This is a genomic window from Pseudarthrobacter naphthalenicus (genome assembly GCF_029076445.1).
Taxonomy (GTDB): domain Bacteria; phylum Actinomycetota; class Actinomycetes; order Actinomycetales; family Micrococcaceae; genus Arthrobacter; species Arthrobacter naphthalenicus.
The window spans coordinates 12,445-32,635 of sequence record NZ_JARESG010000011.1 but is presented as its reverse complement, the minus strand read 5'-3'; the positions used below and the strand labels follow the sequence as shown (position 1 = coordinate 32,635).

Sequence of the window (20,191 nt, the reverse complement as noted above, 5' to 3'; positions counted from 1 at the left end):
GTCTTTCGAGGGTTCGGACTTGGCTCGTACACTGCGCTGGATACTGTGAGCCGCGTTACTACCTCCCGATGCTACCCGCACCCGATGGCGAAGCGGGAATCCGTCTCAGAAGATGTCCGTCCGCTTGACCGCCGCCCCTGGAGCGGGTTTCCCGGGCGCGGGCGGACCCTGGATGGTGACCTTTCCGCCGTAAACCCCGTACGACCCGAAGCCCTTTCCGGACTCCGCCGCTTCGTGGCGCTGCTGTTTCTGCTCTTCCCGGGCGGCGGCCGCCTCCTGCCTGGTAGGCGCCCCGGTGGCGGGATCCATCATGCTCAGCACGCTCCCCAGCGTTCCGGTGGCGCCCTTGGAAGCGACGCCCCGCTTCATGACAGAAATTCCTGCGAGCGCGGAGCCCGCAATCAGCGCCGCGCAAACCACGATGGTTGCCAGGGCCTCCACGTTCACGGCGGAACTCAGCGGGCTATCTTGAAATTGAATTCGCCCGTCCCCAGCGCACCCCATACGCGCAACCAGAGGGGCAGGACCATCTCCGCGCCGCGGGCGGTGGTGATGTCCCCGAGGTCAAGGACGTCCTTATGGCCAAGGGCCGTGAGGATCTCGGTGACTGCCGCCTTGGCGCCGGCATCGTTGCCCGAGACGAACACGGTATGGTCTCCGCCGGCTACGCGCCCGGGATCAACCATCACGCTGTTGGTCATGGTGTTCAGCGTCTTGACCACCTTCGCTTCGGGGAACGCCCGCTGGATCTCTTCGGCCAGGCTGTCCGTGTTCACCGGGTTCAGGGACGGCGGGAAACCCCGGGAGAGGTCAAGCGGGTTGGCGACATCCATCAGGATCTTCCCGGCCAGGTTCGCCGTGCCGGCCTCAGCCAGAACCTTGAGTGAGGCCATGCCGTTCGTCGCGTTGACCACCAGTTCGCTGGCCGCGGCGGCATCGGCGAACGTGGCGACGGCGATGTCCGGGTGGGAGGCATGCCACTGGGAAAACGCCGGTCCCCCGGTGGCGCCGGGCTCGGTGCGGGCCAGCGTGGCCTCCGGGTCACGGGTTCCCACCACCACATCGTGGCCAAGAGCTGACAGGGCTCCAGCAAGGGCGGGCCCCACACTTCCGGTTCCAAGCACTGCAATCTTCATGATCGCTCCTGTTCACTTGCGGCGGTCCCCTAAATCAGAGGTTACTCGCCTCCGGGAGTGAGCGCGCCTGGCGCGTGTCAGACGATCGCGGAGACCCCCGTGACGGCCCGGCCCACGATCAGCGTGTTGATTTCGTAAGAGCCTTCGTAGGTGAAAATGGCCTCGGCGTCCGCGAAGATCTTGGCCATCCGGTAGTCGGTCACGATGCCGTTGCCGCCCAGGATGGAGCGGCCCAGCGCCACGGTCTCGCGCATGCGGGCGCTGGTATAGGACTTGGCGAGGGCCACCTGGGGCATGTCCGCGGCGCCCGCGTCCTGGAGCTGGGCGAGCCGGGCCATCATGCCCATGCTGGCCACCGCATTGCCCAGCATGGTGACCAGCTGCTGCTGGATCAGCTGGAACTTGGCCAGCGGCCGGCCGAACTGCCGGCGCTCCACCGCATACTCCCGTGCGACGTCGAACGCCGCCAACTGCTGCCCCACCGCCTGCCAGGCCACCATGATCCGGGAGCCGCGCAGCAACTGGTTGGTGTCCTCGAAACTGTTGATCCCCGCGAACCGGTCAGCCTCGGCAACCTGGACGTCCTTAAAGACGATGTCCGCGTTCTGCACGGTCCGGAGCGCAATCTTGTTTTCGATCCGGGTCCGGCTCACGCCCGGCAACGAAGCATCAACAATGAACCCGCGCACTGCGCCCGGCGCCCCGTCGGCGCCTGCGGATTCGTCCCTGGCCCACACCAGCATGTAATCGCAGAACGTTCCGTTGCCGATCCAGCGCTTGGCGCCGTTGAGCACCCAGGTGTCACCGCCGTCGTCGGCCTTTCCCGTGGCGCTGGAGATGCGCCGCGCCCGCGTCTCCATGCCGCCGGCGACGTCGGAACCATGGCCGGGTTCGGTGAGGGCGAAGGCGCCGGTGATGCGCAGGCCGGCGGCATCCGCCAGCAGCCGTTCTTTTTGGCTTTCCGAACCGAACCCGTAGAGCGACTCCACAAAGAGGTCGTGGTGGACCAGGAAGAATGTGGCGATTGAGGTGTCAACGCGCGTCATCTCGGCGATGACCAGGCCGGCGAAGAGGTTGCTGTAGCCCCGTTGCGCCGGTGTGCTCAGCTCCAGCGCGGCGAGCTTCGGCAGGATGTGCGCGGGAAATTCGGCCCTGTTCCACCAGTCCGCCGCGTGCGGGGCGATCTCCGCGGCGAGGAACTCGCGCAGCTCGGCCAGCTTGGCCTGCTCGTTCGGACTGAGGAGCGACTCGAAGGCGAAAAGGTCGGCGCCAGGCAGCCCGTTCACTTGGGGCCCATCCGGATGGCGCCGTCCAGGCGGATGGTCTCGCCGTTGAGCATGGCGTTCTCCACAATGTGGGCCACCAGGCTGGCGTATTCGGCCGGCTTGCCCAGGCGTGAGGGGTGCGGAACCTGCCGCCCGAGCGAATCCTGCGCGTCCTGCGGGAGTGTTGCCATCATGGGTGTTTCGAAAATGCCCGGCGCAATGGTCACCACCCGCACCAGCGAGCGTGCCAGTTCCCGGGCCAGCGGCAGGGTCATCGCGGCCACCGCCCCTTTCGACGCGGCGTAGGCCGGCTGGCCGATCTGCCCGTCGAAGGCAGCCACCGATGCCGTGTTGACGATGACGCCGCGCTCCGGGCCGCCCAGGTCGGTACTCACCGGTTCGGTGGCCACCATCGCGGCGGCAGCCAGGCGCAGCACGTTGAACGTCCCGATGAGGTTCACCTGGATAACGCGGCTGAAGACGTCCAGCGGCAGGACGCCGTCCCGGCCCAGCACCTTCCCGGGCGTCGCAACGCCGGCGCAGTTGACCACGATCCGGAGCGGTCCGAGCGCCACGGCCGTATCGACGGCGGCCTGGACGTCAGCTTCGTTGGTAACGTCCGCGGCGGCAAAGACGGCCCGCGGACCCGCGCCGGTGGCGGTGGCGGGGCCGGTGCCGGTGCCCGCGCTCCCGGCGTTCAGCTCTGCGGCGTAGGCCGCCCCGTCGGAGGACGGCAGGTCAACCAGCACCACCGAGGCGCCGGCGTCGAACAGTTTCCTCGCCGTCGCGGCCCCCAGGCCCGATGCCCCGCCCGTAACCAGCGCGACCGTACCCTTGACGTCCATACATCCTCCTTGATGCGGCCCCGCGAGCATGCCGGCGGCGAGTATTAGTTAGTGAATGTTAACTGAATTACCGCCCGGCCGCACCCCGCACCTGCCTTCGGGGCCCAGGCCCCGCGCCCATTAGGCTTGACGCATGACTTCGCCGGACACCAGCCCCGCACCTGCAAACCGGACACCGGACGACTGGCAGGCCCGCGCGAACGAGGCCGCCCGCGCGGTGACATCGCGCTTTGGCCGGCGGCTGCTGTTCCTGCCCGGAACCCACCTCGGCTCGGTCAGCTGGCCCTCGAACCGGCTGCAGAACCTCTTCCGCCCCTGGCACTACTGGTGGCAGGCCCACTATGTGGACTGCCTGGTGGATGCCGGGCGCCGCGAACTGGGCAACGGTGCCACACCGGCGGCCCGGTTCAACGGCCCCGGGAACCCCAGCGCCGGAAAACTCGCATCCCGGCTGGTCACCGGCATCAGGCTGCGCAACGCCTTCACCTTCGTCAACAACTACTACGACGACATGGCCTGGCTGGGCCTGGCCACCCTCCGCCTGCAGGATCTGGCGGAGGAGACGCGAAAACCGGGCCGCCGGCGCAATGCCCGGGTCCGTAAAACCCTGACGCTTCAGTTCGATTCCGCCTCCACGGAGGACCTTGGCGGCGGCACTTTCTGGAGTAAGAAACGGGACTTCAAAAACACGCCGGCAACTGCGCCGATAGCGCTCTACTATGCCCGCACCGGCCACCAGGCCAAGGCGCAGCGGCTGGTGGACTGGCTCAATGCGGTCCTCTTTGATCAGGCACAAGGCCTTTACAGAGACGGGGCACGGCTCAACGCGGCCGGCGAAATCACGCTGGAGAACACCATCTACACCTATAACCAGGGGCCGGTGCTTGGGGCGCTGCTGGAGCTTGGCGGCGAGGAGAACCTCAGCCGGGCCGCGACCGTGATCAGGGCTGTGGATACACATCTGACGGTCCCGGCCCCCGCGGTGCCGCCCGGAAGCTCCCCCGGCGTTCGGACCAGCATCCTCCGCTGCGATGGAACGGGCGACGGTGGACTCTTCACCGGGATCCTGTGCAGATACCTGGCACTCGCCGCCCTCGATGCCAGGCTTCCGGAGGGCACCCGGACCACTGCTGCGGAACTTGTCAGCGCGACCGCCGAAGCGTTCTGGGCGGGCCGGCGCACCAGCGGCGGTCCGATTTTCTCCGTTCATGCAGCGCAGCCGGCGAGCGCCACCTACCCGGTGGGCGCCGCCGTCGAACTTTCCACCCAGCTGCAGGCCTGGATGGTCCTGGAGGCTGCCGCCACCCTTGGCCCGGGTGCCATCAGCGGGGCAGCGCCGGCTGCACCCTGACCGGCGCCAGCTGGGTGATCACCAGGACGGCGGTGACTGCTCCGGCCGCCATGATCGCCGCGAGCACCACGATCTGGAAGCGGCCCGCTTCCAGGGGCGAAATTCCGCCGAAGATGGCGCCCACGAAGGCGCCCGGGAGGGTGACCAGGCCGGTGGTCTTGGTCTGGTCGGTGGCCGGAATCAGCGCTGCGCGCACCGATTGCCGGGCCAGATCAAGGGTTGCCCGCCGCGGCGTGGCTCCCAGCGCCAGCCAGCCTTCCACTTCATCCCAGTGGTCATGCACTGTCTCCGCGAACCGCCGCCCGGCCAGGACCGCTACTGTCATCGCGTTCCCGATCACGATCCCGCCGATGGCCAGGGCATACCGCGGACTCAAATCGATGGTGCCGGTGCCAAAAATGATCAGCAGGGTGGCTACGATGCCGGCGGCCATGGAACCTCCCACCAGGGCGAAGCCGGGCCAGCTCCAGCCCACCCGCCGGGTGGCGCTCACCGCCGCCACCGTAAACATCACCAGCAGCCCGACGGCCACCCACTGCGGACTCGTGATGACGCCGCTAAGGACAAAGCTGACGGCCGCGAGCTGCACGGCGCCCCTGAGGATCGCCGCTGCCGGGGAAAATGCGAACGGTACCCGGAATGCCAGCAAGACGGCGACGGCCAAAGCCAGGAGCAGGCCGACGCCCACCAGCGTGGGCAGGAACACCGCGAGCTCAGGCATGAGGCCAGCATAGCCAGCGGAGGGCAGCCGTCATGTTTCGTCGATTAGGTCACATAAAGTTTGCATAATTCGGAATGGTCTGAGTAATCTCACTTTAGGTAAGCCTAACCTTGGCTTCCATGAGCGCGAGGTATCCACCCGCAATGACTGCAAACTATCTGATTGGCCTCCGCGAAGGCCTCGAGGCGACCCTGGTCGTGGTCCTGTTGATGGCGTACCTGGTCAAGAGTGGCCGGCGGCATCTTCTACCGCGGATGTGGGCGGGTGTTGGCTTCGCCGTGGCCGTCTCGTGCGCTTTCGGCGCCCTGCTCACCTACGGCCCGCGCGGACTGACCTTCGAAGCCCAGGAGGCCATTGGCGGCACCCTGTCGGTACTGGCAGTAGGGCTTGTCACCTGGATGGTGTTCTGGATGGCCAGGACCGCCCGGACACTCGGCAGCGACCTCCGTTCGCGGGTGGACCTGCGGTCCGACGGGACAGCCTGGGGGCTCGCCGTGGTGGCGGCCGTGGCTGTGGGCCGCGAAGGCCTCGAGACCGCATTGTTCCTGTGGGCGGCCGCCCAGTCCTCGGGCTCCTCGGCGTCCCCGCTGCTGGGTGCGCTGCTTGGACTGGCCACGGCGGCGGCCCTGGGCTACCTGCTCCACCGCGGGGCACTGAAGGTCAATCTCGGAAAGTTCTTCACGTGGAGCGGCGCGGCCCTGATCGTCATTGCCGGCGGTGTGCTGGCCTACGCGGTCCACGATTTCCAGGAGGCAGGCATCCTCCCCGGGCTGCACACCCTGGCCTTCGACGTCTCAGCCGCCGTCCCGCCGTCGTCCTGGTACGGCACCCTGCTCAAGGGAACCCTGAACTTCTCCCCTGCAACAACCTGGTTTGAAGCTGCAGCCTGGCTGCTCTACGTACCGCCAGTCATGTACCTCTACCTCCGTTCCAACCGGCGCGCCCACAGGGTCACCCCGGGCCCTTCCACGGCCGCCGCAGCAGTTTCCTGACCCCCCAGCCAACGCATCACACCCCAAAGGATCCGCCCGTGCCCAACTTCTCCGCGCCCAAATTCCCCCTGCCCAACTCCCCCAGGCGGACGCTCAGCTACGCAGCCCTCCTCGCCGCCGCAGTACTGCCGCTGACCCTGACCGCCTGCACCGACAACACCGCCGTCCCGGCCGCCGGTCCCGTCAAGGTCTCCAGCACGGCGGACGCCTGCACACTGTCCACCCACACCACCACGAGCGGCAACATCACCTTCGCCATCCAGAACGACGGCACCCAGGTCACCGAGTTCTATCTGCTGGCTGCAGACGGGCTGAGGATCGTCGCCGAGGTGGAAAACATCGGGCCTGGCCTGACCCGCAACCTCGTCGTGACAGCCCCCGCCGGCAACTACACCGCGGCCTGCAAGCCGGGCATGGCGGGTGACGGCATCCGCGCCGGGTTCGAGGTCACCGAGTCCGGCGACAATCCGGCCGTGGACACCAATCTCAAGGCGCTCACGGACCAGGGCACCGCCCAGTACGTGTCCTACGTCAAGGACCAGGCCGAGCAGTTGCTGGCGGGAACCAAGGAGTTCGCCACGGCGTACGCCGCCGGAGACGCCGCCAAGGCCCGTGATCTCTACGCCGCAACCCGCATGCATTGGGAACGCATCGAACCCGTGGCCGAATCCTTCGGCGACCTCGACCCCAAGCTGGACGCCCGCGAAGCAGACCTCGCACCCGGTGAGGAATGGACGGGCTGGCACCGGGCCGAGAAGGATCTCTTCCCGCCGGCAGGCTTCCCCGCCCTGACCGGCCCCGAACGGCAAACACTGGCAGCCCAGCTGGTGGCGGACACGGAGGACCTGGCCTCCCGGACCCGGACTGTGGAATTGACGGCGGACAAGCTCGGCAACGGGGCCAAGGAACTCCTGGACGAGGTGGCGACCGGCAAGGTCACCGGTGAGGAAGAGATCTGGTCCCACACTGACCTTTGGGACTTCCAGGCCAACGTTGACGGCGCCCGGATTGCGTTCGAAAACCTCCGTCCCGTGCTGGAGCGAAGAAACCCCGAGCTCGCCACCTCCCTGGACACGAAGTTCACTGCCCTCCAGGCCGAGCTGAAGCAGCATGCCCGCGGCGAAGGGTTTGCCTATTACAACGAGCTGAGCCCGGACCAGGTCCGGAAGCTCGCCGCCCTGGTGGACGCCCTCGGGGAGCCGTTGTCCCACCTCACCGCCGGCGTTGTGCTGTGACGGGCTGCCCGTTCAGGGGCGGCGCGCACGACGCCGGCGCGGCAGGTTCCGCCACCCAGGGACCCTCAGCAGCGGCCACCCCCGCCCCTTCCGCAGCGGCCGCACCGGCCGCACCGGCCGCAGCGGGGCACGGTCAGGAGGCCCCGGCGTCGCGCCTTTCGCGGCGCGGGCTGCTCTCCCTTGCCGGCGCCGGGGGTGCCGGTGCCCTCGCCGGTCTCGCCGCCGGGCTGCTCAGCCAGGACACGCTGGCCGCCGCCGCCGCGCCGATTCCGGCAGGACCCGGCGATACGGTGCCGTTCCACGGGGCAAACCAGGCCGGGATCACCACCGCCGCGCAGGACCGGCTGCACATGGCTGCCTTCGACGTCATTACCGAGGATCGCGCCGCCCTTATCCGGCTCCTGAAGGACTGGACACAGGCGGCCGAGGCAATGACCCTGGGCCGGGAAACCGGCACCACCGGGGCCGTGGATGGCCCGTATGACGCACCGCCCGAGGACACCGGCGAGGCCCTTGGCCTGAGCGCCGGGAATCTCACCGTGACGTTCGGCTTCGGTGCAGGGCTCTTCGAGAAGGACGGCGCCGCACGGTTTGGCCTCGAAGGCCGCCGCCCCGAAGCCCTGATCGATCTGCCCCACTTCCCGGGCGATGACCTGCAGCCCAACCGCAGCGGCGGCGACATCATTGTCCAGGCCTGCGCGGACGATCCGCAGGTGGCAGTCCACGCCATCCGCAACCTGGCGCGGATCGGCTTCGGCAGGGTACGTGTCCGCTGGTCCCAGCTCGGTTTCGGCCGCACATCCTCCACCTCCCGGGACCAGCAGACGCCGCGGAACCTGTTCGGCTTCAAGGACGGCACCAACAACCTCCGGGCCGAAGACACCTCACTGCTTCAGGACCACGTCTGGGCCGGGCCGGGCTCCCGCCCCGGAGAGGCCTGGATGGAGGGCGGCAGCTACCTGGTGGCACGCCGGATCCGGATGCACATCGAGATCTGGGACCGGACGTCGTTGCGGGAACAGGAGCAGCTGATCGGGCGGACCAAGTCCGACGGGGCGCCGCTTTCCGGAGGCAAGGAATTCACTGCGCCGGATTTCGCCATCGAAGGCAACCACGGCAGGCCCCTGATCGGCATGGATTCACATGTCAGGCTGGCCCACGCAGACCAGAACGGCGGCGTGCGGATGCTCCGCCGCGGCTACAACTACACCGACGGTTCGGACGGGTTGGGCCACCTCGATGCGGGGTTGTTCTTTATCGCCTTCGTCAAGGATCCGCGCACCCACTACGTGCCCATGCAGCTCGCCATGGCAAAGCAGGACACGCTTGCCCTGGAGTATCTCAAGCACACGGGCTCCGCGTTGGCCGCTGTCCCGCCAGGCATCCAGGCCGGCGGATTCGTTGGCGAGGGCCTCTTCGCCTGATGGGTGCGCGGAAGGAGTCTCTGCAGGCTCGTTCAGGCTGTTATGCCAGCCCGCGCGGCCGTCCGGCCAGCCAGATCCCCTAATTACGTCACGCAATAGTTTCGTAATGCATGTGATCCTGATCACTTAAGGCTCTTCGCGCTTGGAGACTTAGGTTTGGCTAACCTACAGTTTTCTCCAGTGAGCCACCGATACCCCGGTTCGCAAGACCCCCGGGTCCACAAACTTTTGTCCCCAGAAAGTAGCCCTCAATGAAGATCCGCAACAGCGCCCTGGCGGGCATTGCCATCGCCGCCACTGCAGCCCTCGGACTGACCGCCTGCGGCGGCTCCACCACCCCGGCAGCCTCAGGCTCCGCATCCGGCTCCGCTGGTGCCGCCTCCGGTGAAATCACGGTTTACAACGCCCAGCACGAAAGCCTGACCCAGGAATGGGTGGACGCGTTCACGGCTGAGACCGGCGTCAAGGTGACCATGCGCCAGGGCTCGGACACCGAACTGTCCAACCAGATTGTGCAGGAAGGCGCAGCCTCCCCGGCAGACGTTTTCCTCACCGAAAACTCCCCGGCCATGGCGCAGGTTGAGAACGCCGGCCTGTTCGCCGACGTTGACAAGGCCACCATCGATCAGGTGCCGGCGGAGTTCCGTCCCTCGACCGGCAAGTGGACCGGCATCGCCGCCCGCTCCACCGTACTGGTGTACGACAAGACCAAGATCAGCGACGACCAGCTGCCCAAGTCCATGCTGGACCTGGCCAAGCCGGAGTGGAAGGGCAAGTGGGCCGCTTCACCGTCCGGCGCCGACTTCCAGGCCATCGTGGCTGCCCTGCTCGAGCTCAAGGGTGAGTCCGCCGCTGAAGAATGGCTGAAGGGCATGAAGGAAAACTTCAAGGCCTACAAGGGAAACAGCACCGCCATGAAGGCAGTCAACGCCGGCGAAGTCGACGCCGCGCTGATCTACCACTACTACTACTACGGCGATCAGGCCAAGACCGGCGAGAACTCCAAGAACGTCACGCCGTACTACTTCAAGAACCAGGACCCGGGCGCTTTCCTCTCCGTGTCCGGTGGCGGTGTCCTGAAGAGCTCCAAGAACGCAGCGGCGGCCCAGGCCTTCCTGAAGTTCATCACGGGCAAGAAGGGCCAGGAAGTCCTCAAGAACGGCACCTCCTTCGAGTACGCCATCGCCTCTGATGTTCCGGCCAACGACAAGCTGGTTCCCGTCAAGGACCTGCAGGCTCCCACCGTGGACCCGGCTAAGCTCAACTCCGCCAAGGTCACCGAGCTGATGACCAAGGCAGGACTCCTGTAATTCTGTGACCTCTGATCTATCGGCTCCCCCCAAGGCGGGGAGCACGACGACGGCGGGCCGGGGCAAGAGCCCCCGCCCGCCTCTCGGCGTTTCCACGGTGTCCATCCTGGCTGTGCTGATTGCCCTGTTCTCCCTGATCCCCCTCGGCTACGTGGTCTACATGACGGCGGCAACCGGGTGGGACACCGCCGTCGAACTCATCTTCCGCCCCAGGGTGGGCGAGCTGCTGCTCAACACCGTCCTGCTGATGCTGATCACTGTCCCGCTCTGCCTCATCATCGGTGTTGGCGGCGCGTGGCTGGTGGAGCGGACGCGGCTGCGGGGCCACAGAATCTGGGCGGTTCTGCTTGCCGCGCCGCTGGCCATCCCCGCGTTTGTGAACAGCTATGCCTGGGTGTCGGCCGTGCCTTCACTGGAAGGGCTGGGGTCCGGTGTCCTAATCGCCACGCTCTCCTACTTCCCGCTGGTCTACATTCCCGCGGCGGCGACGCTCAGCCGCCTGGATCCGGCGATCGAACAGTCCGCGGCTGCCCTGGGCCTGGGCAACTGGCGGGTCTTCTTCCGGGTGGTGCTACCGCAGCTGCGGATCGCGATGACCGGCGGTGCGCTGCTCGTGGCACTGCACCTGCTGGCCGAATACGGCGCCTTCGCGATGATCCGCTTCGACACCTTCACCACGGCGATCATGATCCAGTACCAGTCCACCTTCAACGGCACGGCGGGCAACATGCTGGCCAGCGTGCTCGTGTTCCTCTGCCTGGTCCTGCTGGTGGTGGAGGTCCGGGGCCGCGGCAGTGCCCGCTATGCCAGGATCGGCTCCGGCGCGCAGGCCAAAGCCCTGCGGCTGCCGCTGCATGTCTATCAGTGGCCGGCGCAGCTTGCCCTGCTCGCCCTGACGGCGTTGGCTTTCGGGCTGCCGCTCTTCCTGGTCCTGCGGTGGGTCGCGGCGGGCGGCCCCGCCATCTGGGCGGCGGACGAGTTCCTGCCCGCCCTGCTTGCCACCCTGGGTTACGGCCTGGCTGGCGCCGTGGTGACCACGGTGGTGGCGTTTCCGATGGCCTTCCTTGCGGTGCGGCACCCCAGTTGGTTCAGTAAGTCCCTGGAACTGTCGAACTACGTCACCAGTTCCATGCCCGGAATCGTGGTCGGTCTTGCGTTTGTTACGGTCAGCATCCGGGTGGTCCCCGGCATCTACCAAAGCGCCGGGTTACTGGTGGCCGCCTACGTCCTGCTGTTCCTGCCCCGTGCACTGGTAAACCTGCGCGCCGGGCTGGCGCAGGCCCCGAAGGAACTTGACGAAGCGGCGCAGGCCCTCGGCAAGCCGCCGCTGGAGTCGTTCATCCGGGTGACGCTGCGGCTCACGGCCCCGGCCGCAGCCGGCGGCGCGGCCCTGGTGTTCCTGGCCATCGCCAACGAGCTGACCGCCACGCTCCTGCTCTCACCCAACGGGACCCGGACCCTGGCCACCGAATTCTGGAGCAAGAGCAGCGAAATCGATTATGCGGGCGCGGCCCCCTATGCCCTGCTGATGATCCTGCTCTCCGCGCCCATGACCTACCTCCTCTTCCAGCAGTCCAAGAAAGTGGCCGGACAGTGACCGAACAATCCCCCTCACGCCTCCCGGAACCCCGGATCGCGCCGTCCGTGGAGCCTTCCACCAACAGCCACCTGCAGATCACGGACGTCACCAAGAACTTCGGATCCCAGGCCGTGCTCAAGGGCGTCAACCTGTCCGTGGCCAAGGGCGGCACCACCGCCATTGTGGGCCCGTCCGGCTCGGGGAAAACAACGCTGCTGCGGCTCATCGCCGGCTTTGAACACCCCGCCACCGGCAGCATCTCGCTGAACGGGGTCAAGGTTGCGGGCGACGGCGTCTGGCTCCCCGCCCATAAACGCCACGTGGGATATGTGGCCCAGGACGGCGCCCTCTTCCCGCACCTCACGGTGGGCCAGAACGTGGCCTTCGGCCTGGACCCCGCCAAGCTTTCCGGCGGCCGCCGGGCAGTGGCCGCCCGGATCAGTGAACTGCTGGAGATGGTGTCGCTGGATCCGGCCATGGCCAAACGGCGCCCGCACCAGCTCTCCGGCGGTCAGCAGCAGCGGGTTGCGCTGGCCCGGGCGCTGGCCCGTGAACCCGAACTGATGCTGCTGGACGAGCCGTTCTCCGCCCTGGACGCGGGGCTCCGGGTGGCAACGCGGCGGGCGGTGGCCAAGGTGCTGAGCGAGGCCGGCGTCACCACCATCCTGGTTACCCACGACCAGGCTGAAGCGCTGTCCTTCGCGGACCAGGTGGCCGTCATGCGCGGCGGCAAACTGGCCCAGATCGGCAATCCGTTCGTGGTGTACACCCGGCCCGCCGATCGGGCCACGGCCGAGTTCCTGGGCGACGCCGTCATCCTCGATGCCTGGATGGAAGGTTCGCTCGGCACGTGTTCGCTGGGCGCAATTCCGGTGCGCCGGCCGCCGTCGCAGGGCCGCGTGCAGCTGATGCTGCGGCCTGAGCAGATCCGGATCGCCGAGGACGGCCCCATCCGCGGCGTGGTGGTGGATACCGACTACTTCGGCCCCGAAACCACGGTGCGGCTCAAACTTTCGGTGCCGCCCGAACTGGCCGGCATCAGCGATCACCGCTACCCCGGCGGCGGCGAGATTATCACCATCCGGCACTGGAACGCCTCCATTGCCCGGCCGGGCATGGAGCTCTGCCTGCGGGTGGTTGGCGAAGCGGTCGCGTTCCCTATGGAGGACTAAACCCAACTAGGTAGCGCTAAGTGTCGTTTTGAGGGGTCAAAACGACACTTAGCGCTACCTACTTGGGCGGGGCGGCGGGCTTCCTCTTCTGCGGGTACGGCGCCTCACCGCGGGCCAGCATCTCCACAAACCCTGCGATCTTCCGTTCCCGGGTGGCCGCCTGTTTCACCGAATTCGTCCGGTAGATCATGGCATACCGGTTCACCGACGTGAGGACATCGAACATGGCCTGGGCGGCGGGATCGGCGGCGATCGCTGCGGCAAGGTCCGGTGGAACCTCCGCCGCCGCCTGGCCCGAGTAGGCCACCTCCCAGCGGCCGTCAGCCTTGGCGCTTTCGACGGCGGCGCGCCCCGCGTCGGTCATCTTGCCGGCGGCTTCCAGACGGGCGATGTGCCCCACATTCCTGGCCGACCAAACGCTTTTGGGGCCGCGGCGGGTCATGCGCTGGCTGTAGCTCCCGGCGTCGCGCTTGATGACCTGGCCGTCAATCCAGCCAAAGCAGAGCGCCTCATCCAGGGCCGCGTCGTAATCGAGTTCCGTGACACCGCCGCCCTTCTTGTGGAGGACCAGCCACACCCCGGGACTGTCCCGGTGGTTGGCTTCCAGCCACCTCCGCCACGCTGCGGCATCCGGCACCAGCAATTCCTCAAGTTCAATCGCCATGGCCCTATTCTGCACGGTGCCAGCCGTTTCAAGAGGTGGCATGATGGCGGTAGTTGCGCTGTCCCGGATTCGAGGAGAAACCCATGCTGCGTGTCAGGCCCGTCCACTACACGTCCCGCCCTGAACGGTGGGAAGAACTCCTGATTGCCTTGGGCCTGGTCAAGACCGTTGACCAGGGCCCGTGGCGGGAGTTCGACGCCGGCTCCGGGCGGCTGGCACTGCACACCGCCGCGGCGGGACAGGACGTCGACGGCACCACGGCCCTTGGCGTGGAGGTGGGCGACCTGGCCGAGTTTGCCCGGCGCACCGGCCTGGCCGCGGAAGAGTCCGGGAAAACCACCGCGGAACTCATCACCGCAGCCCACGGCGAGTCGTGCCGCATCACCAGCACCGACGGCTTCAGCTTCCTGGCGGACAAAGCCGCCCACGGCGCGAACTGCGCCGACGCAGACCCTGCCCTGGCCGTCGTCGGCGTCTGGTTCTCCGCCGATCCCGGCGCCGCCGCAATGACGCTGCAGGACATCGGCGCACGGTTCCGTCCCGTCCCGGATGCGGACGAAACCGCGGACTTTACCGCCAAGAACGGCGGTGTGCTGATGGTGCGCCCGGCGTCGGGCGGCCCCCGCTCGGGTTTGGGATTTGAGTACGACGGCGATCCGGGCACCTTGCGGGCGCGGCTTACCGCAGCCGGCTTTGAAGTCAGCGAAACGGAGGAAGCCTTCGGCCGGACCCTGCACGTAGCCAACCCGGACGCCGCTACCCCCGACGCCGCCGAGGGCACCCACCCGGCCGCCCACGTCCCGCCCACCCTCTGGATCTCGCAGCGGCCCAACTGACCGGCGGGATCCCGGCACTAAAACGGCCGCTTTACGCTGAGAGCTCACCACTCGCCGACCCGGACGCGTCCGATGGGGTAGAACTTAACCATGAACGTTCGCACTCCTGACCCCAATCCCGGCTGGCTCTCCGAGGAAGACCTCTTCGAGGCGCGCGGGAGGCTTCCCATGATCTACGTGGAGGCCGTACCGGTCAGGCTGGATCCGCTGGGGTTCGTGAACGAGGTCGGCACGCTGCTGCAGGCCGATGAGGACGGCAACATGATCAGGTCGCTGGTATCGGGCCGGGTGATCTACCGGGAGACCATCCGCGGGGCGCTCCTGCGGCACATGGAGAAGGACCTGGGCCCGCTGGCGTTTCCGCAGCTCCCCATCAGCCCCGTGCCGTTCACGGTGGCCGAATACTTCCCGGCTCCGTCCCATACGGGCTTCACCGACGACCGCCAACACGCCGTGTCCCTGGCCTATGTCATCCCCGTCACCGGCGAATGCGAGCCCCGCCAGGATGCCCTGGAACTGACCTGGATGACCCCCGAAGAAGTGCTGAGCCCCGGCGTCCAGCTCGAATTCAGCGGCGGCCGCGGCGCCCTGGTCCGGCAGGCGCTGGCCTTCGCCGGAGTGGGTTTCTGAGGCCCGCGGAGTCCCCACCCTCCCGGATTTGGCCCGCCCCGCTAAGTAGACTGTAGGGCGGACCGCAAGAGAATTTAAGGATCCCCATGACCGAAACCCCAGCCGCACGGCACTACGGCGAAACGCAGGCTGGATCTCTGACTTCCGGCGATCACCTCCTCCTTCCTGATGGCGGACGCACCGCCGAAATCGAGCGGGTTGAGCTCGAATTCGACGATTTCGGCGTCGCTGCGGTGATCCTGGCCAGCCTCACCGGCGGCGGCACCATCAGGATCGCGGCCGGCTCCACCGTCAACGTCCTGGACACCGCGGTCAGTCAAGGTGGCCTGGAAGCAGGGCCCGACGACGTCACGCGGCTTCCGGCGGCAGCGTCCGGGCATGAGGCCGCTGCCCGCGGCCCCCACGAGGCGGCCACTGCCGGGGAAGCGCCGGGAGTCGAGGCGAACGGCGGCGAAGGCACCGACCGGGAAGGCACCGGCGCAGGAACCACGGGTGCCGAAACGATGGCCGTACCAGCGCGCGGCGCAGAACAGCCAGGAAATCAGCCCGCCGCAACCGGCGGCGCGGCACCCACAGCACCCGCCGTCGTCGTTCCTCCCCAGCCTGCCATTCCGCCCGCGGTGAGCGGCCCGTCTGCGGACGAGCTCGCGCTGATCCCCGCGCCGGCCGGCACACCGGAGGCTGTGGTGGAAGCTGCGGCGGAGGCCCACCCGGATGCGGTGGGTGTGCTGCTGCTGGCGGACAAGCTGGCGAAGGGCATCAACTTCAAGTCCGGCAGCTGCCTGAAGGACCTCAGCGACCTCGCCCACGAACTGTTCATCACGCTGAAGGACCCGGACGGCGCACTGGCTGTGGCGGACCTGCTCAACGTCCTGCCGTTCGACGGCAACCCGGGCCGGTGGGCCTCGGTGGAGGCGTCGCTGGCGCTGTCCAGTTACATCTGCCGCCAGGACCGGCAGGAAGAGCGCGCCGAGGTCTACGAAAAGCTGCTCCGCACGCCGGAGAACCAGGAAACAGACCCGTTCAAGGCGCGCATGAATGCCAAGGTCCGCCAGCGCTCCCTGAACGAACCCAACCTGTACGACAAAGAGATCTTCCGCTCGATCGACAACTCCAATCACGAGGCCGAGCGGGAGTGGCGGTTGCTGCGCCTGGAGTCGCTGCTTTTCCTGCGGGCCCATGGCGGATCCGAAACGATCGGCCTCGGCGAGCTGCAGCGCCGCATCAGCAACGAACTCGAGGCCGTCCGCGCCTGAACCGTCAGGGTTGGAGCGTCTGCTCCGGGGGTGTCCTGATGGGGGAATTGCCCCCTACCCGGAGCTGCGCACGCGCTGTACATTCGGGCTATGACGAACAATCTGAGCGTGGTCATTAATGCTGATGCGCCGCAGGTCTGGATCATGCTGCGCGAACCCGCCAAGGTGGCCCAGTGGCATGGCTGGGAGACTGAGGAGCTGCCGGCCGAGATCAACCAGATCTACTTTGGCAAGGGCGTGGTGGAGGCCCCGGACCATACGAGCCTCACCACCAACGGTGGCGACGTCTTCGACCTCAAACCCGTGCCCGGCGGGACGCAGGTCAGTGTCACCCGGGCCGCCCTGGACCACAACTCCGAGTGGGCCGCGTGGGACGAGGACATCACCCAGGGCTGGCTGACCTTCCTCCAGCAGCTCCGTTTCGCGCTGGAGCACCACCCGCACGGCAACAGGCACACCCTGTTCTTCGAACTGCCGGGAGGGCACGGCTCCGCCATCGAAAAGCTGGGCTTGTCTGATGTTCCCAAGCCGGGCGAACCGTACCAGCTGACCCTGGCCACCGGTGAGGAAATCAGCGGCAAGGTCTGGTATCGGAGCAACCACCAGGTGGGCCTGACCGTCCACGGCTACGCCGAACACGGCGATGGCCTGCTGATTGTGGCGGACCAGCCTGTCATCGAGGATGTCAGGCCCGACGGCGGTGCGATCGTGATCGCCTCGACGTATGACCTGGGTGCCCGCAAACTGGATTCCATCCGCTCGGCCTGGGACGGCTGGCGGACTGAGAACTACCCCACACAGACGGCGGCCCGCTGAAGGTTGGGCCGGGTTTGCTGGCACACTGTAACGGTGCCAGCAAACCCCGCCTCCGAGCCGCAGTCCCAGTTCTCCTTCACCGTAGGCACCCGCCTGGCTGACAGCTGTCCGCCGTCGGACGCCCAGGTCGCGGAGAACGGCGGCAAGTTCCTGGGCCGCACCGGCACCATCACCACCCCGCACGGCGAGATCCGCACCCCGGCCTTCATCGCCGTCGGAACCAAAGCCACGGTGAAGTCGGTGCTGCCGGAGTCCATGGCGGAGCTCGGGGCGCAGGCGCTCCTGGCCAACGCCTACCACCTGTACCTCCAGCCGGGCGCGGACATCCTGGATGAGGCCGGGGGCCTGGGCGCGTTTATGAACTGGGCCGGGCCCACCTTCACGGATTCCGGCGGGTTCCAGGTGATGAGCCTGGGGTCCGGGTTCAAGAAGGTCATCGACATGAAAACTGTGTCTGCCGCGAACGCGGCCCTCCCCGACGACGCCGTGGCCCCCGGCAAGGAACGCCTCGCCCACATCGACGACGACGGCGTCTGGTTCAAATCGCATCTGAACGGAGACCGGCACCGGTTCTCCCCGGAAATCTCCATGCAGGTCCAGCACCAGATCGGCGCGGACATCATGTTCGCCTTCGACGAGCTGACCACCCTGCAGAACTCCCGCGGCTACCAGGAGGAATCTCTGGAACGCACCCGGCTGTGGGCCCTCCGCTGCCTGGACGAGCACTTCCGGCTGACCGCGTCCCGGGAGGGAAAGCCCTACCAGGCCCTGTTCGGCGTGATCCAGGGCGCCCAGTACGAGGACCTGCGCCGCAAAGCCTGCCAGGACCTGGGCGCGATGAACTTCGACGGGTACGGCATCGGCGGGGCGCTGGAGAAGGAGAACCTGGGCACCATTGTGCGCTGGTGCAACGAGGAGCTGCCGGAGGACAAGCCGCGGCACCTGCTGGGCATCTCCGAGCCGGACGACATCTTCACCGCCATCGAAAACGGCGCGGACACCTTCGACTGCGTCTCCCCCACCCGGGTAGCCCGCAACTCGGCGTTCTACCACCCCACCGGCCGCTACAACCTCTCCGGCGCCAAGTACAAACGCGACTTCGGCCCGCTGCAGGAAGGCTGTGACTGCTACGCCTGCGCCAACTACTCCCGCGCCTACATCCACCACCTGTTCAAGGCCAAGGAGATGCTGTCCGCCACCTTGATCTCCATCCACAACGAACGCTTTGTGGTGAAAATGGTGGATGACGCCCGGCTGGCCATCGAGGCCGGCACCTTCTTCGAGTTCAAGGCCGAGACCCTGGCACAGTATTATTCCTGAGCGTTGTTCCCGGTTGCCTCGGTTATCCTGACCAGATGTTCATTGAGATCCCTGCTGCAGCAGGCACCGCCGAGGCCCTTGTTGTCCGTCCGTCCACCGGCACCGGGCCGTTCCCGGGCGTCATCCTGTACATGGACGCGTTCGGTCTGCGGCCGCGCATCGAGGAAATGGCGCAGCGCATCGCTGACTGGGGCTACATTGTCCTGGCACCCAACGTTTTCTATCGGGACGGGACCGTCGCGGAACTCGCACCGAAGGTGGACATGACCACCCCGGAGGGCCGTTCCGCCGCCGGGAAGGCAGCCTTCCCGCGGGTCGGGCACCTCACCGCCGAGAAAGCCCTCCCGGACATTGATGCGTGGGTTGCGGCCTTGGAAAAGCTCGACGGCGTCGCAGCGGGTCCCATCGGCACGTTCGGCTACTGCATGGGCGCCCGCCTCGCGGTCCGCACCGCCACCGCCCACCCCGAGGTGGTGGCCGCGTGCGGCGGCTTCCATGGCGGCGGCCTCGCCACGGAGACCCCCGACAGCCCGCATCTGGGGCTCCCCCAGGCCAAGGCCCGCTTCGTTTTCGGCCATGCGGACCATGACCAAAGCATGGATTCCGACGCCGTCGCACGCCTGGGTTCGGCGCTCGAGGCCGCCGGACTCGAGGCTTCCAACGAGGTCTACGCGGGCGCACCCCACGGCTACACGATGGCAGACACGTCCATGTTCCATGCTGAGGCGACCGAGCGGCACTTCACCGAGCTCCACGCGCTCCTCGACGGGACGCTGAAGGCCTAGAGCCGCACCCCATCGGTTGCTCCCGGATGCGGCTAAAAGTACGACGCCGGGCGGCAGCTACGCGGCGCCGGTTACCGCGGCGTTGGTCACCGAAGCGCTCGGGACGCCGTAGCTTGGTTCGCGCTTCTTGATCCAGCCGATCACCAGCGACGTCACGGGGACGAACAGGAACTCCACGAGGGTCTTGTACACAAAGCCCACCACTACGTAGTTCACAAACATGCCGAAGTCCGTGATGCCGATGACGGAGGCGGCGATGCTGCAGAAGATCAGGGTGTCCACGAACTCGCCTGCGCCGGAGGATCCCATCAGCCGTGCCCACAGGGATCTTTCGCCGGAACGGGCCTTCATCTTTACCAGGATCCAGGAGTTGATGGTCTGCCCGGCCAGGAACGCCAGCAGCGAAGCCAGCACAATCTGCGGGACCGGGCCCAGTGCACCCTCCAGGGCGGCCTGCTTGGACGCGCCGAACTCGTCGTCAAAGCCGGGCAGGGCGATGATCACCCAATAGCAGACCGAGGCGAACACGGACAGCGCAAAGGTGGTGAAGATGGCCCTGCGCGCCACTTTGAAGCCGTAGACCTCGCTGATCACGTCGCCCAGGATGTAGGCGAGCGGGAAGAGGAAGAAGCCGCCGTCGGTGATGATCGGGCCGATCGCCACGCCTTTTGACGCGCCGATGTTGGACAGGATCAGCACAACGGCCATAGAGGCCAGCATGATGCCGAAGTAGGGCGAGCCGATGGATGCGAATTTCGCAACCGGGTGTGCGGGGACTGTGGCCGGCAGGACGCGCGGGCCTGAGGGGGATGGCATGGGGGTGTCCGTTCGTAGTGGTTCGCTCGGGCATCCGC

20 protein-coding genes are annotated in these 20,191 nt (G+C 67.2%); 13 read left to right on the top strand and 7 right to left on the bottom strand.

Going from position 1 to position 20,191, the window contains the following annotated elements:
• Window positions 1-105: 105 nt before the first annotated feature.
• The 4 genes from PY310_RS12190 to PY310_RS12175 form a co-directional block, all read right to left on the bottom strand.
• Window positions 106-447 carry a hypothetical protein gene (locus tag PY310_RS12190; protein ID WP_275214653.1) on the bottom strand — a complete coding sequence of 114 codons (342 nt, stop codon included), beginning with the start codon at window positions 445-447 and terminating at the stop codon, window positions 106-108.
• 8 nt (window positions 448-455) lie between these two features.
• Window positions 456-1,136, bottom strand: a complete 681-nt coding sequence (locus PY310_RS12185) for an NADPH-dependent F420 reductase (RefSeq protein ID WP_275214652.1) — start codon at window positions 1,134-1,136, stop codon at window positions 456-458.
• A 77-nt stretch (window positions 1,137-1,213) separates the two neighbouring features.
• Window positions 1,214-2,422 carry an acyl-CoA dehydrogenase family protein gene (locus PY310_RS12180; protein ID WP_275214651.1) on the bottom strand — a complete coding sequence of 403 codons (1,209 nt, stop codon included), beginning with the start codon at window positions 2,420-2,422 and terminating at the stop codon, window positions 1,214-1,216.
• Entirely contained in the window at window positions 2,419-3,246 is an 828-nt protein-coding gene (locus PY310_RS12175) for an SDR family NAD(P)-dependent oxidoreductase (protein ID WP_275214650.1), read from the bottom strand. Before PY310_RS12175 ends, PY310_RS12180 begins: the two co-directional genes overlap by 4 nt.
• Window positions 3,247-3,379: 133 nt before the next feature.
• Between PY310_RS12175 and PY310_RS12170 the strand changes: the two genes are divergently transcribed.
• Window positions 3,380-4,597: a glycoside hydrolase family 76 protein gene (locus PY310_RS12170; protein WP_275214649.1), complete on the top strand. Its 1,218-nt coding sequence runs from the start codon at window positions 3,380-3,382 to the stop codon at window positions 4,595-4,597.
• On the opposite strand, the gene PY310_RS12165 is transcribed toward PY310_RS12170, so the two are convergent.
• The gene (locus PY310_RS12165; RefSeq protein WP_275214648.1) at window positions 4,569-5,318 is read right to left on the bottom strand and encodes an ABC transporter permease; all 750 of its coding nucleotides are present in this window, start codon (window positions 5,316-5,318) and stop codon (window positions 4,569-4,571) included. The genes PY310_RS12170 and PY310_RS12165 overlap by 29 nt on opposite strands.
• 143 nt (window positions 5,319-5,461) lie before the next feature.
• On the opposite strand from PY310_RS12165, the gene efeU reads away from it, so the two are divergent.
• The 6 genes from efeU (at window position 5,462) to PY310_RS12135 (ending at window position 13,030) form a co-directional block, all read left to right on the top strand.
• Entirely contained in the window at window positions 5,462-6,310 is an 849-nt protein-coding gene (gene efeU, locus PY310_RS12160; protein ID WP_275214647.1) for an iron uptake transporter permease EfeU, read from the top strand.
• Between the two features lie 38 nt (window positions 6,311-6,348).
• Window positions 6,349-7,545 (top strand): iron uptake system protein EfeO, encoded by a 1,197-nt coding sequence (gene efeO / locus PY310_RS12155; RefSeq protein ID WP_275214646.1) that lies wholly within the window; start codon window positions 6,349-6,351, stop codon window positions 7,543-7,545.
• Entirely contained in the window at window positions 7,542-8,969 is a 1,428-nt protein-coding gene (gene efeB / locus PY310_RS12150) for an iron uptake transporter deferrochelatase/peroxidase subunit (RefSeq protein ID WP_275214645.1), read from the top strand. Before efeO ends, efeB begins: the two co-directional genes overlap by 4 nt.
• 251 nt (window positions 8,970-9,220) lie before the next feature.
• A complete protein-coding gene (locus tag PY310_RS12145; protein WP_275214644.1) occupies window positions 9,221-10,279 on the top strand; it encodes an iron ABC transporter substrate-binding protein in 1,059 nt (352 codons plus the stop codon).
• A gap of 4 nt (window positions 10,280-10,283) precedes the next feature.
• Window positions 10,284-11,876: an ABC transporter permease gene (locus PY310_RS12140; RefSeq protein ID WP_275214643.1), complete on the top strand. Its 1,593-nt coding sequence runs from the start codon at window positions 10,284-10,286 to the stop codon at window positions 11,874-11,876.
• Window positions 11,873-13,030 (top strand): ABC transporter ATP-binding protein, encoded by a 1,158-nt coding sequence (locus PY310_RS12135; RefSeq protein WP_275214642.1) that lies wholly within the window; start codon window positions 11,873-11,875, stop codon window positions 13,028-13,030. Before PY310_RS12140 ends, PY310_RS12135 begins: the two co-directional genes overlap by 4 nt.
• Before the next feature lie 58 nt (window positions 13,031-13,088).
• Here the strand turns inward: PY310_RS12135 and PY310_RS12130 are convergent, their stop codons facing one another.
• Window positions 13,089-13,694 (bottom strand): YdeI/OmpD-associated family protein, encoded by a 606-nt coding sequence (locus PY310_RS12130; protein ID WP_275214641.1) that lies wholly within the window; start codon window positions 13,692-13,694, stop codon window positions 13,089-13,091.
• An 83-nt stretch (window positions 13,695-13,777) separates the two neighbouring features.
• Between PY310_RS12130 and PY310_RS12125 the strand changes: the two genes are divergently transcribed.
• From PY310_RS12125 to PY310_RS12100, 6 genes are all read left to right on the top strand, one after another.
• The gene (locus PY310_RS12125; RefSeq protein ID WP_275214640.1) at window positions 13,778-14,530 is read left to right on the top strand and encodes a VOC family protein; all 753 of its coding nucleotides are present in this window, start codon (window positions 13,778-13,780) and stop codon (window positions 14,528-14,530) included.
• A gap of 90 nt (window positions 14,531-14,620) precedes the next feature.
• Complete coding sequence (locus tag PY310_RS12120; RefSeq protein WP_164202427.1) at window positions 14,621-15,160, top strand: NUDIX hydrolase family protein; 540 nt, start codon at window positions 14,621-14,623, stop codon at window positions 15,158-15,160.
• Between the two features lie 86 nt (window positions 15,161-15,246).
• The gene (locus PY310_RS12115) at window positions 15,247-16,416 is read left to right on the top strand and encodes a DUF6707 family protein (RefSeq protein ID WP_275214639.1); all 1,170 of its coding nucleotides are present in this window, start codon (window positions 15,247-15,249) and stop codon (window positions 16,414-16,416) included.
• Window positions 16,417-16,506: 90 nt separating this feature from the next.
• A complete protein-coding gene (locus PY310_RS12110; protein ID WP_275214638.1) occupies window positions 16,507-17,232 on the top strand; it encodes an SRPBCC family protein in 726 nt (241 codons plus the stop codon).
• 33 nt (window positions 17,233-17,265) lie between these two features.
• Window positions 17,266-18,552, top strand: coding sequence for a tRNA guanosine(34) transglycosylase Tgt (gene tgt / locus PY310_RS12105; protein ID WP_275214637.1), 1,287 nt, complete (start codon window positions 17,266-17,268; stop codon window positions 18,550-18,552).
• Between the two features lie 35 nt (window positions 18,553-18,587).
• Window positions 18,588-19,337, top strand: coding sequence for a dienelactone hydrolase family protein (locus PY310_RS12100; RefSeq protein WP_275214636.1), 750 nt, complete (start codon window positions 18,588-18,590; stop codon window positions 19,335-19,337).
• A gap of 57 nt (window positions 19,338-19,394) precedes the next feature.
• On the opposite strand, the gene PY310_RS12095 is transcribed toward PY310_RS12100, so the two are convergent.
• Window positions 19,395-20,153: a queuosine precursor transporter gene (locus PY310_RS12095; RefSeq protein ID WP_275214635.1), complete on the bottom strand. Its 759-nt coding sequence runs from the start codon at window positions 20,151-20,153 to the stop codon at window positions 19,395-19,397.
• Between the last annotated feature and the right edge of the window lie 38 nt (window positions 20,154-20,191).

What these genes read in the sequence shown, in the direction of transcription:
- PY310_RS12175 (WP_275214650.1), bottom strand. Translation starts at nt 3,246, where the DNA reads ATGGACGTCAAGGGTACGGTCGCGCTGGTTACGGGCGGGGCATCGGGC.
- PY310_RS12110 (WP_275214638.1), top strand. Translation starts at nt 16,507, where the DNA reads ATGACGAACAATCTGAGCGTGGTCATTAATGCTGATGCGCCGCAGGTC.
- PY310_RS12170 (WP_275214649.1), top strand. Translation starts at nt 3,380, where the DNA reads ATGACTTCGCCGGACACCAGCCCCGCACCTGCAAACCGGACACCGGAC.
- PY310_RS12100 (WP_275214636.1), top strand. Translation starts at nt 18,588, where the DNA reads ATGTTCATTGAGATCCCTGCTGCAGCAGGCACCGCCGAGGCCCTTGTT.
- PY310_RS12095 (WP_275214635.1), bottom strand. Translation starts at nt 20,153, where the DNA reads ATGCCATCCCCCTCAGGCCCGCGCGTCCTGCCGGCCACAGTCCCCGCA.
- PY310_RS12185 (WP_275214652.1), bottom strand. Translation starts at nt 1,136, where the DNA reads ATGAAGATTGCAGTGCTTGGAACCGGAAGTGTGGGGCCCGCCCTTGCT.
- PY310_RS12145 (WP_275214644.1), top strand. Translation starts at nt 9,221, where the DNA reads ATGAAGATCCGCAACAGCGCCCTGGCGGGCATTGCCATCGCCGCCACT.
- PY310_RS12125 (WP_275214640.1), top strand. Translation starts at nt 13,778, where the DNA reads ATGCTGCGTGTCAGGCCCGTCCACTACACGTCCCGCCCTGAACGGTGG.
- PY310_RS12165 (WP_275214648.1), bottom strand. Translation starts at nt 5,318, where the DNA reads ATGCCTGAGCTCGCGGTGTTCCTGCCCACGCTGGTGGGCGTCGGCCTG.
- PY310_RS12130 (WP_275214641.1), bottom strand. Translation starts at nt 13,694, where the DNA reads ATGGCGATTGAACTTGAGGAATTGCTGGTGCCGGATGCCGCAGCGTGG.
- PY310_RS12115 (WP_275214639.1), top strand. Translation starts at nt 15,247, where the DNA reads ATGACCGAAACCCCAGCCGCACGGCACTACGGCGAAACGCAGGCTGGA.
- efeU (WP_275214647.1), top strand. Translation starts at nt 5,462, where the DNA reads ATGACTGCAAACTATCTGATTGGCCTCCGCGAAGGCCTCGAGGCGACC.
- PY310_RS12120 (WP_164202427.1), top strand. Translation starts at nt 14,621, where the DNA reads ATGAACGTTCGCACTCCTGACCCCAATCCCGGCTGGCTCTCCGAGGAA.